At 50.2% G+C, this 13,370-nt stretch carries 16 protein-coding genes; 6 read left to right on the forward strand and 10 right to left on the reverse strand.

All coding sequences use genetic code 11. The features are described 5' to 3' along the window. The 5 genes from ACSVHP_RS18685 to ACSVHP_RS18705 form a co-directional block, all read left to right on the forward strand. Positions 1 to 446 (forward strand): RHS repeat-associated core domain-containing protein (locus ACSVHP_RS18685; RefSeq protein ID WP_447552673.1); only part of this gene is annotated, 446 nt, incomplete at its 5' end. Then, a complete protein-coding gene (locus tag ACSVHP_RS18690) occupies positions 443 to 955 on the forward strand; it encodes an Imm15 family immunity protein (protein ID WP_447552674.1) in 513 nt (170 codons plus the stop codon). The genes ACSVHP_RS18685 and ACSVHP_RS18690, both read left to right, overlap by 4 nt. A 430-nt stretch (positions 956 to 1,385) precedes the next feature. Continuing rightward, positions 1,386 to 1,973 carry an RHS domain-containing protein gene (locus tag ACSVHP_RS18695; protein ID WP_447552675.1) on the forward strand — a complete coding sequence of 196 codons (588 nt, stop codon included), beginning with the start codon at positions 1,386 to 1,388 and terminating at the stop codon, positions 1,971 to 1,973. Beyond that, entirely contained in the window at positions 1,900 to 2,430 is a 531-nt protein-coding gene (locus tag ACSVHP_RS18700) for an RHS repeat-associated core domain-containing protein (protein ID WP_447552676.1), read from the forward strand. Before ACSVHP_RS18695 ends, ACSVHP_RS18700 begins: the two co-directional genes overlap by 74 nt. Next, positions 2,427 to 2,873 carry a hypothetical protein gene (locus ACSVHP_RS18705; RefSeq protein WP_447552677.1) on the forward strand — a complete coding sequence of 149 codons (447 nt, stop codon included), beginning with the start codon at positions 2,427 to 2,429 and terminating at the stop codon, positions 2,871 to 2,873. Before ACSVHP_RS18700 ends, ACSVHP_RS18705 begins: the two co-directional genes overlap by 4 nt. A 1,639-nt stretch (positions 2,874 to 4,512) precedes the next feature. Here ACSVHP_RS18705 and ACSVHP_RS18710 read toward each other — a convergent pair. The 3 genes from ACSVHP_RS18710 to ACSVHP_RS18720 all read right to left on the reverse strand — a co-directional run bounded on the left by ACSVHP_RS18710 (position 4,513) and on the right by ACSVHP_RS18720 (position 7,289). Then, positions 4,513 to 4,887 (reverse strand): MysB family protein, encoded by a 375-nt coding sequence (locus ACSVHP_RS18710; protein ID WP_234673513.1) that lies wholly within the window; start codon positions 4,885 to 4,887, stop codon positions 4,513 to 4,515. Between the two features lie 97 nt (positions 4,888 to 4,984). Next, positions 4,985 to 6,223, reverse strand: a complete 1,239-nt coding sequence (mdtG, locus tag ACSVHP_RS18715; RefSeq protein ID WP_447552678.1) for a multidrug efflux MFS transporter MdtG — start codon at positions 6,221 to 6,223, stop codon at positions 4,985 to 4,987. Positions 6,224 to 6,362: 139 nt separating this feature from the next. Continuing rightward, positions 6,363 to 7,289, reverse strand: coding sequence for a Kdo(2)-lipid IV(A) acyltransferase (locus ACSVHP_RS18720; protein WP_447552679.1), 927 nt, complete (start codon positions 7,287 to 7,289; stop codon positions 6,363 to 6,365). A gap of 223 nt (positions 7,290 to 7,512) precedes the next feature. Between ACSVHP_RS18720 and trhO the strand changes: the two genes are divergently transcribed. Beyond that, complete coding sequence (trhO, locus tag ACSVHP_RS18725; RefSeq protein WP_447552680.1) at positions 7,513 to 8,562, forward strand: oxygen-dependent tRNA uridine(34) hydroxylase TrhO; 1,050 nt, start codon at positions 7,513 to 7,515, stop codon at positions 8,560 to 8,562. 34 nt (positions 8,563 to 8,596) lie between these two features. Here the strand turns inward: trhO and ACSVHP_RS18730 are convergent, their stop codons facing one another. The 7 genes from ACSVHP_RS18730 to pyrC form a co-directional block, all read right to left on the reverse strand. Continuing rightward, entirely contained in the window at positions 8,597 to 9,172 is a 576-nt protein-coding gene (locus ACSVHP_RS18730) for a YceI family protein (RefSeq protein WP_447552681.1), read from the reverse strand. A 1-nt stretch (position 9,173) separates the two neighbouring features. Beyond that, entirely contained in the window at positions 9,174 to 9,740 is a 567-nt protein-coding gene (locus tag ACSVHP_RS18735; RefSeq protein WP_447552682.1) for a cytochrome b, read from the reverse strand. A 228-nt stretch (positions 9,741 to 9,968) separates the two neighbouring features. Next, the gene (locus ACSVHP_RS18740) at positions 9,969 to 10,082 is read right to left on the reverse strand and encodes a DUF2770 family protein (protein WP_234673519.1); all 114 of its coding nucleotides are present in this window, start codon (positions 10,080 to 10,082) and stop codon (positions 9,969 to 9,971) included. Between the two features lie 56 nt (positions 10,083 to 10,138). Further along, entirely contained in the window at positions 10,139 to 11,257 is a 1,119-nt protein-coding gene (gene solA / locus ACSVHP_RS18745; RefSeq protein WP_447552683.1) for an N-methyl-L-tryptophan oxidase, read from the reverse strand. 114 nt (positions 11,258 to 11,371) lie between these two features. Further along, positions 11,372 to 11,626 carry a biofilm formation regulator BssS gene (gene bssS / locus ACSVHP_RS18750; RefSeq protein ID WP_234673521.1) on the reverse strand — a complete coding sequence of 85 codons (255 nt, stop codon included), beginning with the start codon at positions 11,624 to 11,626 and terminating at the stop codon, positions 11,372 to 11,374. A gap of 280 nt (positions 11,627 to 11,906) precedes the next feature. After that, positions 11,907 to 12,152 carry a DNA damage-inducible protein I gene (gene dinI / locus ACSVHP_RS18755; protein ID WP_234673522.1) on the reverse strand — a complete coding sequence of 82 codons (246 nt, stop codon included), beginning with the start codon at positions 12,150 to 12,152 and terminating at the stop codon, positions 11,907 to 11,909. 75 nt (positions 12,153 to 12,227) lie between these two features. Next, positions 12,228 to 13,274 carry a dihydroorotase gene (gene pyrC / locus ACSVHP_RS18760; RefSeq protein WP_447552684.1) on the reverse strand — a complete coding sequence of 349 codons (1,047 nt, stop codon included), beginning with the start codon at positions 13,272 to 13,274 and terminating at the stop codon, positions 12,228 to 12,230. Between the last annotated feature and the right edge of the window lie 96 nt (positions 13,275 to 13,370).

Genomic DNA, 13,370 nt, shown 5'->3' on the forward strand with positions numbered 1-13,370 from the left:
GCCTGCGTTTTCCGGGGCAGTACGAAGATGCGGAATCAGGGCTGTACTACAACCGCTTCAGGTACTATGATGCTGATTCGGGTCAGTATTTGTGTGCGGATCCGATTGGATTGGATGGTGGAATTAATCCTTATGGGTATGTGCCGGATCCGCTGAGTTGGATCGATCCTCTTGGATTAGCCAAGATATGTAGTGGTGGCTCACCAAAAGATGCGCAGAAAAAAATTGATAGAGGGCAAGGGCCAAAAGATATTAAACGTATAGATGAGCCAGAGCCTGAAAGTGTGCCTGGTAGTCAGTGGCATGCTCATCAAAAAAAACCTGTTAAAGGGAAAAACCCAGCATTGAATCAGGATGGTTCGACTCATGATGGTCCACCATCATTTTCAAAAAAAACACTTAGATGGTTGAAAGATCATGGATGGAATGTGGATGATTGGCTATGAGTAAATTAGATTCTAAAATAAAAAAGATCATACAAAATGAAGGGTTTACTAATGATGAAATATTTTATGCTGACTATGATTCATTCGAAGAGATACCCTTGTTTTCTAGATGGAAAAGCATTGCCTTTTTGAAAAAAACACCATTTGATGAGAATAATAAATTGTTAATCTTACATGCGGTTAAATTGGCAGAGCATGCTAGGGAAATTGCATTTATTAATACAAAAGAAGATGTTCACAAGGATTTTTTTTGTTGTGTAACGCTAACGAAATGGGATTGCATAGACGAAATAAATTGCATTACTCCAAATATCTATATAACAAGAAGACGAAAATGGCTTTTCACATATGTGAAACTTAAGCAAACCTCTTCTGAAGAAGAAATGCTGGCAATGAAATATATTAATGAACTTGGTTTAACTAACTATAGTGTGTATATTTCAGAGGGTAATGGTAATGGTAATGGTAATGTTAGTAGGGTGTATATTATAAATAATACATATGGGTAAATTAAAATCTCTATTGAAATTATTAGAACACTCCTTTAAAAAATCTTGATTGTTTTAAGGGGCATGGTTGAATACTACCTAAGTGAGGTTTTTTTTAAAGATATATAGTTATCCCCTCAGGCAATGAACATATAAATAGCTGCGCCGAATCGTGGATCATTTTGAGGGAACTTTGGCACGATGCTTCGAACTGAGCAGTCGCTAAAAAGGAACAAACCATAAACCGGACTGGTAAATGACTATTAAGCAGCAATTGCCTTAATGAACGACTCCTAATGCGAAAAGTAATCAGTAACGAACAATAAATTTATGTCAGCAGGCAAGCCTTTATGCTGATATTGCATTGGTAAGTATTCCCGTACCCTTTATAGAGTGCTGGATTAGGGGGTTTGCACTATATACCACCTCCCGCATCTACCCCGGCAGCGGAATGCCCGAATCCGGCAGGTTCGTCCGGGTCATCCGCGACGAACGGACCACATGGAAATACGACGTTAACGGCCGCCTGGTGGAAAAACAGGTCGACAAAGGGGGCTACCGCCCGCTTATCTGGCGCTACCGCTGGGATGCCAAAAGCCAGCTCACCGGACTGGAAACGCCTGAGGGAGAGCGCTGGTCATATCAGTACGACCCGTTCGGACGGCGCATCAGCAAGCGCTGCATCAACCGGGACAGGCCGGGCACGGATTTTCACTGGAACGGCGACCAGCTGTGTGAGGAAATCCCGGTCGGGACGGACGGGACGCCGCTGTATAAAAGCGCCATCCGCTGGATATACGAGCCGGACAGCTTCACGCCGCTGGCGCGCCATGAGAACGGGGAGCTGCACTATGTGGTGACCGATACCCTCGGGCGCATCCAGGAGCTGCTGCGCGAAGACGGCACCCTCGCGTGGCGCGGGGAGCAGCAGCTGTGGGGCCGGGAAACGGGCCGCCAGAAAGCGGATGCGCCTGCGTTTTCCGGGGCAGTACGAAGATGCGGAATCAGGGCTGTACTACAACCGCTTCAGGTACTATGATGCTGATTCGGTTCAGTATTTGTGTGCGGATCCGATAGGATTGGATGGTGGGATTAATCCTTATGGGTATGTGCCGAATCCGCTGAGTTGGATCGATCCGCTGGGTTTAAATGGAGAATCGATAGGCAGTGAGAACAATCCATTTGATTCTTCTCGCGCTGCTCGTCGTGAAGCTATGAGGCAAGCAGGAATACCTACAAGTCAGCAGCCGATCGGCCAATCACAAAATAGCTCTGGGCGAGAATATTCTTACGAAACACCAAAACCAGGTGGTGGCACTGGCTTATCATCCGTACAAGAGCAAACGATGGATATTAGTCATCCAGATAAGCCTCATTGGGAAGCAGGAAAAGTTAAAACAGATGACTTTGGGAATCCTCGAATGAATAAATATGGGCGGCCTCAATTGCGTAATGGTAAAGGGAAAGCATATTATGGTAAAGGAGGATGCAAATGAGAGTGTCTGAATACAAACGAGCACTGCTCTATAGAAAAGCTCAGGCTAATATATGCAAAAATGATTATTTTAATAAAATACAATCATTTACAAATAATATTGTTATAGAGAGTGATTTTCTTACCTTAGAAGAAACTGATAATATTATAAAACATCTTAACGACAAAAAAATAAATTCAAAGATTAAGGTGGAGATTGATAACTACCAGCAAGTTGTTGCATTTATCAAAGAGAAAGGTGCAGGCTTTTCATCTTATTTATTAATTGATGGAGAATGGAAACTTTGTGGAATGTATAAGTTAAGTAGTCAGCTTTCAAGTGATTATAACTTTGATGAATTACATTCAGACGAGATAAGATTAATATCTTCCGATCTATCTTTTCAGATTCAAATAGACTACGACCACAACCAAATAGAGTGTGAATATATCATGTATGAATAATGTTAGATTGAATATGGATTCATGTGTAATATCTTTTCACTGAAAATATTTTAACTACCCAGTCAATGACCCTTGAGGTTTTGACTGGGATTATGCGAATATACGGTAGAAATTTTGATCTTACGATTGATATGGGCCATACCTACACAGCCAACTTTAAGACAGCTCTGGCTTTGAAATTTTTTTTACTTAATCAAATGATTTAAAACGAAAAAACATTACTGAAAGCTCAACTTATAAGGGTGTGAGTATTAACTAAGATGCAAAGAGTTTGATAATTTACATACGAAAAATGACTGCACTATCCACCTTTCAGTTCAACTTAAAAAGCTCGAACATCTTCCAATCATAGGGGCGGTATTAATGATGTCCATAAGGTACCCCAAGCCACGGTAAAAGGCTATCGATTGGCTTAAAGGGCATGGATGGTAGCCCCCCTGAATAAGGATATTCCTAATGAAGTATAAGGTTAATTATCTGAAAATGAAGCTGTAATTTCTTTGAAAGAATTTACGCTGCAAGCATCAATTGACGAGCTAAATAAACTGGTTAATTTTATTAAAATATAATTAATTTAATGGAAAAATATAAAAACTTTGGAATTTAACTTTTAGATTTTTTTATTAAAATCATCTGAGGCAATGGTTAGTAACACAGTCCATTGAATTAAAGTAATATAAAAAAGAAAGGTGTCTTCATCTTCCCGGCTTATATTTTTCCATCTTCATTTGAAAGGTTGGCGCGTCTTTGAACTGCTCATCAAAAATTTAGAGCTAATGAAGCTACTCATATTGCACTTGCACCTTTTTATGGCCAACAATCAGCACAATATTTGGCTTTTGGTCTGCATAATTTAACTCATTCCCGTGCCCATTTGAGCCAGCAGATATCAGCATAGACAATATACTGACATCAGAACCAACCATAATGTATTTAAACCGTCCTGCGTATGCCCTGCGTCCTATCCTCGTATCACGAAGATAGGGGAGGTGGTGATGGTCATTCCCTCCGTTAAATTTACGGATGCTCCGCTGTTATTCTCGATACAAAGCATGACTCCTCAGGCACATGACGACAAAATTAGGGTGGCAAAAACGATTAGTAGCGGTATCGTTGGTTACATTTGCTAGCCTCATGAGCAAAGTCATTTAGTGCTGTTTGGCGATAAACTCGTGCAGCGGTATGATAATTTAATAATTAATCCCTCATAAACAAACGGTACACCATCAGTCTGATTATTGGTCAACATATTACAAGAGGGATGACCTTCTATGAATCGAAAACAGAAAAGGAATGAAAGTAGCGGTGCGCTACAGACAGGGCTGGATCTTATCAGCTTTATTCCCATTTTCGGTATTTTTGCCGACTATGCTTCATGGGGTATAAGGGCAGGGAGGGATGACTTTGTCTATGCGGCATTTCATTATTTGCGGCCATTTCGAGGGTGGCGGTGCTGCCGCCGCCAATAAGGTGCTGATGAAAGTACAGAAAACGGTAAAAGCCGCCCCACGTCAGAAAGGCGGCAATTCGTAATTGCTTCGAAGAAAGCATATCCAGAATTATATAAAGCTAAAGTGAATATCCATCTTAATTCCGGACACGCTGGTATTCGCACAGCACGGCCCTTACGAATAAGAGCTTACCGCTCGTCCCACTCATCAGCTGCGGTCTGGCCTTCTTCGGTATCCAGCGGAGGTTCGAGCTGGAACTCACCTTCATCCCACTCGTGCAGGGTATTCTCCTCCAGCCACTCCTGACGCAGTTCGATTTCGTCGTAGTCGCCGTCGAACACCGCCTGCGCGCCTTCACCGCTCAATACCGGCAAACATTCCCCTTCATCGCCATCGTCGGCGAAGAATTCGGCCTGCCACATAATATCCCCGTCCTGAAGGACATATTTTTGAATATTGAGCTGCTGCACGTCGGCGTCTTCTTCCTCAACGCCCGGATTATTGGCGAGGAACTCTTCGCGTGCGGCATCAATAGCTTCTTCCAGCGTGGCGTACATGGTCATCGTTTGCTCCCTGTTTTCGATAGGTATTCAGGGAAAGAATAGCTGATTATCCGATCCTGCAAGTATGAATGAGACAAATTGCCGTCACGCATTCAGCTTATTCCTGGACAGGTGCCTTGCGTCCGCCTGCCGGGCGCAGGGTTCTGGACAGGCTAAACCACGAGTAGACGGCATTGAAAAGCACCACGCCTGCCGTGACCAGAAAGACCGCGCGGAAGCCGAAGCTGGCGGACACGCTCGCCCCCACCAGCGGCCCGGTAACGTTGCCGATATCGCGAAACGACTGGTTATAGCTAAAAATACGTCCGGCGATCTGGTTGGTGGAGTTATAGACCAGCAGGGTCTGCACGGCGGGAAGCAGCGCGCCGTCCGCCGCACCCAGCAGGAAGCGCAGCACGCCAAGCTGCCACGGGGCTTGCACAAACGACATCGGGACCAGCAGCAGCACGGAAATCACCAGCGCGCAGATCAAAATCTTCTCGGGGCCAATCCTGTCCCCCAGTTTTCCCAGCCGGGGGGCGCTTAACAGCGCGGCCACGCCCGGCACGGAGGCAATCATTCCGCTAATGAACGCGATGTTATTCACGTTTCCGGCCAGATCGCGAACGTAGAGCGTCAGTATCGGCGCAATGGATCCGGTGGCGACCTGAATAATCATGGTGGTGATAAACAGGCTCAGCACCAGCTTAGGATTTTTGAGCGAGGCCAGCACATCGCGGGCGTGCAGCATCTCTTTTTTGGGCACCGGGGTGAAATTCTCGCGGATGCAGAGCAGGGTGACGATAAAACAGATGAATAATACGGCGGCGGTAATAAAGAACACCGGGCGTAAGCCGTAGCTGTCCGCCAGTAACCCTCCCGCAAGCGGGCCAAGCAGCGCGCCGCTGACCGCACCTGTCGAGAGTGTTCCCAGCGCCCAGCCGCTCTTATGGCGGGGGATTTGCGTGGCGATCAGGGCGTTAGCGTTCGGGACAAACCCACCGAGCAGGCCCAGCAGCGCGCGCAAAATTAAGAACTGCCAGACGTTTTGCGCCACGCCCATCAGCAGCATGATGACGGACATCCCCAGCGCGGAGCGCAGCAGCATGATTTTTCGGCCTTTACGGTCGGCAAGGCCACCCCAGAACGGCGATGCGATAGCAGAAAACAGAAACGTAATGCTGAACACCAGGCCAGACCACATGTTTAGCGCGCTGTGGCCCGTCACGCCAAGCTGTTCGACGTACAGAGGCAGGAAGGGCATAACCAGGCTAAAGGCGGCGCCGGTAAGAAAACAGCCGAGCCAGGCAACGGTGAGGTTTCGTTTCCAGTTTATGGGGGCATCTGAGGGTGACATAACAATCCGCATAAGGAGGTGCAGGGCACAATTGAGTGAGGTAATAAGCCTGCTAATTATGCGCCTGGGTTATGATTGTCGCAATGCGGGGGAGCTTTTAAAGCTAAAACGCGATGCGGCCACGAGGGCCGCATGAGGATCAGTAGCGAGAGGGCATACCCTTAGGGCGGGTCTTGAAGCGGCGATGCAGCCACATGTACTGTTCCGGTGCTAGCATAATGCACTGCTCCACGATGCCGTTCATCCAGCGTGCGGTGGTTTCGGCGTCGTCCAGCGGCGGCGTCATTTCCGGTTCGAGCATGATCAGCTGATAGCCTGAGCCATCCGGCTTACGGCGCGGCACGAAGGGAACAATCGCCGCTTTGGACATGCGCGCCAGCATCCAGGTGCCGGTGGTGGTGGCCGCCTCGCCAACGGCAAAGAAGGGGACAAACACGCTGGCCTGCGGGCCGTAGTCGTGATCGGGCGCATACCACACCACTTCGCCGGACTTGAGCGCGCGGATCATGCCTTTCAGATCTTTACGGTCAATCATGCTTTTATTGGAACGCATACGGCCATTGGTCTGAACCAGATCGATAACCGGGTTATCGTTAGGGCGGTAAACGCCAATGCCGGGTGCCTGCATCCCGAACATGTGCGCGCCGATCTCCAGGGTCAGGAAGTGAACGCCAATCAACAGCACGCCGGTTTGATTCTGCTGTAATGTATTCACCGGATCCATGCCTGTGCCGCAGACTTCGGTCCAGCGCGCCATGCGCTTGTCTGACCAAAACCACGCCATGCCGGTTTCCAAAAGTCCCATACCGACGGACTCGAAGTTTTTTACCACCATTTCATGACGCTCTGCCTCGCTCATCTGCGGAAAGCAAAGCTCAAGGTTGCGGTAGGCAATCCTGGCGCGACGCTTCATCACCATCAGCGCCAGACGGCCCAGCCCTTTACCAAGGCGGAAGAGTATCGGATAAGGGAGTTGTACAAGAAGCCATAAAAAGCCAACGCCAAGCCAGGTCAACCAATATCGCGGATGCAAAAGGGCGGCAGTAAATTTGGGTAACTGGGTCATGTCTTTCCTGTTTTTTTTACGTCCTGAAGGTCTATTGTCTCATTTTTTAAGAAATAGCCAAAATGTCTAACAGCGAAACGCGCAGTAATGCGGCAATTGTTAAGTATGATTTAATCAGACCGGATGAAATGTAGCGTAAATTGTGTGGATGTAAATTGTTATTGTTTGCTATATGATGCGGACCGCTTTTTCTTTCTCCTAACGATTGCAGGACTTGTACACCATGCCAGTGTTACACAACCGCGTATCGAACGAGATGCTGAAGGCGCGCATGTTGGCTGAAACCGAGCCGCGCACCACCATCTCGTTCTACAAATACTTCACGATTATCGATCCACAGGCGACCCGCGACGCACTCTATCAGGCCTTTACCGCGCTGAACGTGTTCGGACGCGTCTATTTAGCGCGTGAAGGGATCAACGCCCAGATCAGCATTCCGGAAAGCAACGTCGACGCCTTCCGCGAGGTGCTCTACGCCTTCGATCCGGTGCTTGACGGCCTGCGCCTGAACGTGGCGCTGGATGATGACGGTAAATCCTTCTGGGTGCTGCGCATGAAGGTGCGCGAGCGCATCGTTGCCGACGGCATCGACGACCCGACCTTCAACGCGGCGGACGTGGGGGAATACCTCAAGGCCGCAGAAGTGAATGCGATGCTCGATGACCCGGATGCGGTGTTTATCGATATGCGTAACCACTACGAATATGAAGTCGGTCATTTCCAGAACGCGATGGAAATTCCGGCGGACACCTTCCGCGAACAGCTGCCAAAAGCGGTTGAGATGATGCAGGAACATAAAGATAAAAAGATCGTTATGTACTGCACCGGCGGGATCCGCTGCGAAAAAGCCAGCGCGTGGATGAAGCACAACGGCTTCAACAAGGTGTGGCACATCGAAGGTGGGATCATTGAGTATGCCCGCCGCGCCCGCGAGCAGGGGCTGCCGGTGCGCTTTATCGGCAAGAACTTCGTCTTCGACGAACGTATGGGCGAGAGGATTTCAGACGACGTGATTTCCCAGTGCCACCAGTGCGGTGCGCCGTGCGATACCCACACCAACTGCAAAAACGATGGCTGCCATCTGCTGTTTATCCAGTGTCCGGCCTGTGCCGAGAAGTATCACGGCTGCTGTAGCGAGCTGTGCAGCGAAGAGAGCGTGTTGCCCGAAGAGGAGCAGCGCCGCCGCCGCGCGGGTCGTGAAAACGGCAATAAGATCTTCAATAAGTCCCGTGGCCGCCTGAATACCCGCCTGGGCATTCCCGACCCGGAATAATGAAAAAGGCCCGACGCACTCGCCGGGCCTTTTTTTACTTCTGCTGAACGCCTTCCACGGAAATAATCAGCTCCACATCCTGAGAGGCCGGGCCTAAATCGGTGGTGATATTAAAGTCTTTCAGATGAATTTTGCCGCTGGCTTCAAAGCCCGCACGTTTACCGCCCCACGGATCGTCACCCTGACCGATTAATTTCGCCGCCAGCGTCAACGGTTTGGTTACGCCGTTCAGGGTCAGGTTGCCGGTAATATCCAGCTGCTCACCCTCTTTTTTTACCGCCGTTGAGGTAAACGTCGCCTGCGGGAATTTCGTCACGTTAAGGAAATCCGCACTGCGTAAATGTTTATCGCGCTCGGCGTGGTTGGTATCCAGGCTGTTGGTATTAATGGTCACGTTCACTTTATCGGCAGCAGGATTTTTCTCATCGAAGGTGAATGTCCCGTCGAAATCCTTGAAGGTGCCATATAACCAGCTGTAGCCAAGATGCTGAATACGGAAATTGACGAAGGCGTGCTGACCCTCTTTATCAATTTTATAATCAGCGGCTACCGCAGAGCCGGTGGTAAATAACAGCGAACCTAAGGCGATACCCAGCAGGTGTTTTTTCATTTTATGCTCCAGAGTCAATAGACGAACGACCGAGCATCCGCTTCAGCGTGTCGTCTTTATCAATAAAGTGATGTTTCAGGGCGGCAAGCCCGTGCAGGACGGAAAAAATCACCACGCTCCAGGCGAGCCACAGATGGACAACGCCAGCGATATCGGCCTGAGCGCCGGCATCGCTCAACGTCGCGGGAACCTCGAACAGCCCGAAGACGCTAATCGGTTTACCGTCCGCCGTGGAGATCAGATAGCCGCTGATCAGGATGGCAATCAGCAGGGCGTAAAGAGCTATATGGGCGCTGGTAGCGGCCAGGCGCGTCATTTTACCGTGGCTTTTGGGGGCCGGAGGCGGCGGGGAAACATGTCGCCAGATAAGGCGAAACACCAGCCCCAGCATCAGCAGTACGCCAATGCTTTTGTGCAGCTCCGGGGCCTGGTGATACCAGCCGTCATAATAGCTGAGCGTCACCATCCAGAGCCCGAGACCGAACATGGCATACAAGGCCAGGGCAAATACCCAGTGCAGCGTCATGGATATTATGCCGTAGCGCGAGGCAGAATTACGCAATTGCATAAGAATGACCAACAATAAATTAACCGTGCGCTAAAATGGCCTGTGTAAGAGGATATTGCAACTGAAATAATTGAATAACGATTATTAATTAATTTATTTCAGCAATTTTGAAAAGGATCGCAAAAGGTAATTCAACTGGTTCGAGCAAGGGAATTAAAATAGAAAACAAGCCGTTTGTCGGATATTAAATTAATCCATATTTGTGTCAATAATTGTCAGCGATGATGCTCAATAAAAGACAATATACGCCACGTCGATGGCGGCAAGTAATAGCCACAGCAAAATATAGAGCATTAAATGCTCGCGAATATTATTGATGAGATAGCCAACGATCCTGCGCATAATTCCCCATAAAGCGTAATGATAAAAGGCTCCGACGAGTCGGAGCCTGTCGGGTATTATCCGTTAAAACGGGCGAGGGAGAAGGGGGCCAGATCAAACTGAGGGGTAATCCCCTGCGCAAACTGTGCGGCAATTTCACCGAGCACCGAGGCGAATTTAAACCCGTGACCGCTCAGGCCGGTGACGAGCAGCGTATTGGGGTGGCCCGGCAGGGTATCGATAATAAAGTCTTCGTCCGGCGTGTTGTCGTAGGTACAGGCCGCGCCGTACAGCAGCCCGCCGATGCCCGGGAGGATATTACGCAGGAAGGTAAAGGCTTCCGAACCGTCCGTCGGGTAAGCGCCGAACGGCTTGCGCTCTTCCGCAGAGGCAATAGCCTGTCCGCCGTTGTGCTTGCCAATCTTGAGCGCGTCTTTCTCGGACGGGAAACCGTAGAACTGATCGCCGTTCGGCAGCTCGCCGGTGAAGGCCGGGAATTTGTTCTGGCTGCTGTATCGGCCGTCGGCCTGGAACCAGGAGAAGACCTTACGCACCGGCTGAACCGGCAGATCGGGCAGCAGTTTTGTCACCCAGGTGCCCGCGCTGATCAGCAGGCGCGACGCGGAATAGTCCCCGTCCGGGGTGGTGACGGTCACGCCGTCCTCATGATGGCTGATGGCCTCTACCGGGCAGTTAAACAGCTGCGCGCAGCCTGCCTGCTCGGCCAGATCAACCCAGGTTTTGATGGCGTTTTCGCAGTGCAGCACGCCGGAGTTGGCCTCAAACAGCCCGATATAATCGTCCGGCACGCGGATTTCGGGCCAGCGCGTCATGATGCCCGCAGCGTCAAGACGCTCTACGTCCAGGTTAAACTCCCGCGCGCTCTGTTCCACCGTGGCGAGAAACGCGGAGTGCGCCGGACCGAGGTTAACGACGCCGGTCCGCTCGAAGATACGTTCCTCGGTCTGGCGAGCCAGCTCATCCCACAGCGTCTGGGCGCGTAACACCAGCGGAACGTAGCGTTCACCTTCGCCGTAAGCGTGACGGATCAGGCGGGTATCGCCGTGGTGGCTGCCCTCTGAATGCGGCGGGCGATGGGCGTCGATCATCAGTACTTTCAGACCCGCCTGAGTGGCGTAATAACCGGCGGCAGAGCCAACCGAGCCGCTACCAATAATGATTAAGTCGTATTTCATAGGGATCTCTTCACTAACGCTTTGTTAGCAGAGTAATTAACATCGGAGGGTTACACAAGGGAGAAATAAATAAGGCACCGCGAGGGTGCCTGTTGAGTGAAAAGTGGGCAAAGACTAGTGCCGTTTATACTCATTTTCCTGGTAATCGCCAGATTCTATTTTTGCAATGCCTGCTTCCAGAATAGAAATAAACTGACGTGCAACGTCTGTGGTGAGCCACAGCGTCTGGCCAATTTCCGCTTCATCACGGTTTGGCTGATTCGGGGTCTGGTAGTGCAAACGCAGCATCAGGGCATCGTAGCTATCTACGGTACTGATATCCCAGCCGACAAGCGGGTGGGTCTGGATGACTTCGCTATTCTTTTCCATTATAACCCCCTTAATACGTGTTTAAAGACAACGACTTTGAGGTTCAATGCATGTTTTTCTAAAAGCAATTTCAGTATATCAATAAATAAGGGCGCGTAACGAAAAATTAAAGGGTTAGCGGCAAAAATACTGATTTTTAGGATTATTAGAGCCATTAAATGCGAAAAAGCCCGCTTTGTTCACGCTTTTTTAAGAAGATGCTGAATTAATTTGAACTTATTTATTCTGGACGAAAAAAAGCCGGGGCGACCCGGCAAAAAACACAATGAGGGAGCACGTTTTAATCTGTGATGAACCAGTCGTCGGCGCTTTCCCAGGTTTCCTGGAGGATTTCGCTGATGCGCTCTTTATCTTCTCTGGCGCCGCCAATGACGGACAGATTATTCGCAGCGGCGTAACGGACGGTTACGGCGCTGTCGTTTTCGGGAAAGCTGTGGTGAATACGGCGGGATAGTTCACCCACCAGCGCATCCAGCGCGCCAGCAGGCAGAACGGTTGTTTTGGCAATGGTCACTTCAATACGCATAAATGCCCCCTGTGTAATATACTGTTTATTTATACAGGTATATTATAGGTTTGACAACAAGGGGCTGCGAATTTTTTAGCGTTTAACCGTCCAGTTCACGGTTTCCCCGGCCAGGAACGGGATCAGCGTATCATCCGTCAGGGCAATAGATTCCTCCACCTGGCTCGCTTTACGCTCCAGTTCGATAAAGCTTTCATTCACCGGAAGACCGTAGAAACGTGGGCCGTTCAGGGAGCAGAAGGCTTCAAAGTGCGCCAGCGCGTTCATCTCGTCGAACACCGTCGCGTAGCTGGCAAGGGCGGTCGGGGCGTTAAAGCAGCCCGCACAGCCGCAGCTCGCCTCTTTACGATGACGCGCGTGCGGCGCGGAGTCGGTGCCGAGGAACGCGCGGGTAAAGCCGCTCGCCACCAGCTCACGCAGCGCCTGCTGGTGGATATTGCGCTTGAGGATCGGCAGGCAGTACAGATGCGGACGCACGCCGCCCACCAGCATGTGGTTACGGTTGAACATCAGGTGCTGCGGGGTGATGGTCGCGGCAATCAGGTCGTTGCCGTCGCGAACGTATTCGGCGGCGTCTTTGGTGGTGATGTGTTCAAACACCACCTTCAGCGCGGGCAGACGCTGGCGCAGCGGCTCCATTACGGTCTCGATAAAGCGCGCTTCACGATCGAAAATATCAATCTCGGCGTGGGTGACTTCGCCGTGAACCAGCAGCGGCATTCCCAGCTTTTGCATTCTCTCCAGCACCGGCATGATGGCGTCGATGCTGGTGACGCCGTGGCTGGAGTTGGTGGTGGCGTTCGCCGGGTAAAGTTTGGCGGCGGTGAACACGCCTTCGTTAAACCCGCGCTCCACTTCGTTGGGGTCCAGTGAATCGGTCAGGTAGCAGGTCATCAGCGGGGTAAAGTTATGTCCCGCCGGAACGGCGTCAAGGATACGCTGGCGATAGCTGATTGCGGCATCCACGGTGGTGACTGGCGGAACCAGGTTAGGCATAACAATCGCGCGGCCGTAAATTTCGCTGGTATAAGGCACGACGGTTTTCAGCATATCGCCATCGCGCAGATGGATATGCCAGTCGTCAGGGCGGCGGATTTTAAGAACCTGGGATTGTGCAGTCATGGAAGCTCCGGCTTGTGAGAAATCAGTCATTAGGCTGGCTGTTTTTGCCGGACACAAATCATATGCGGAAACGTTTTCGTTTGCACTTTATTCCGT

The sequence above is a fragment of the Enterobacter sp. 186315 genome (assembly GCF_053290175.1).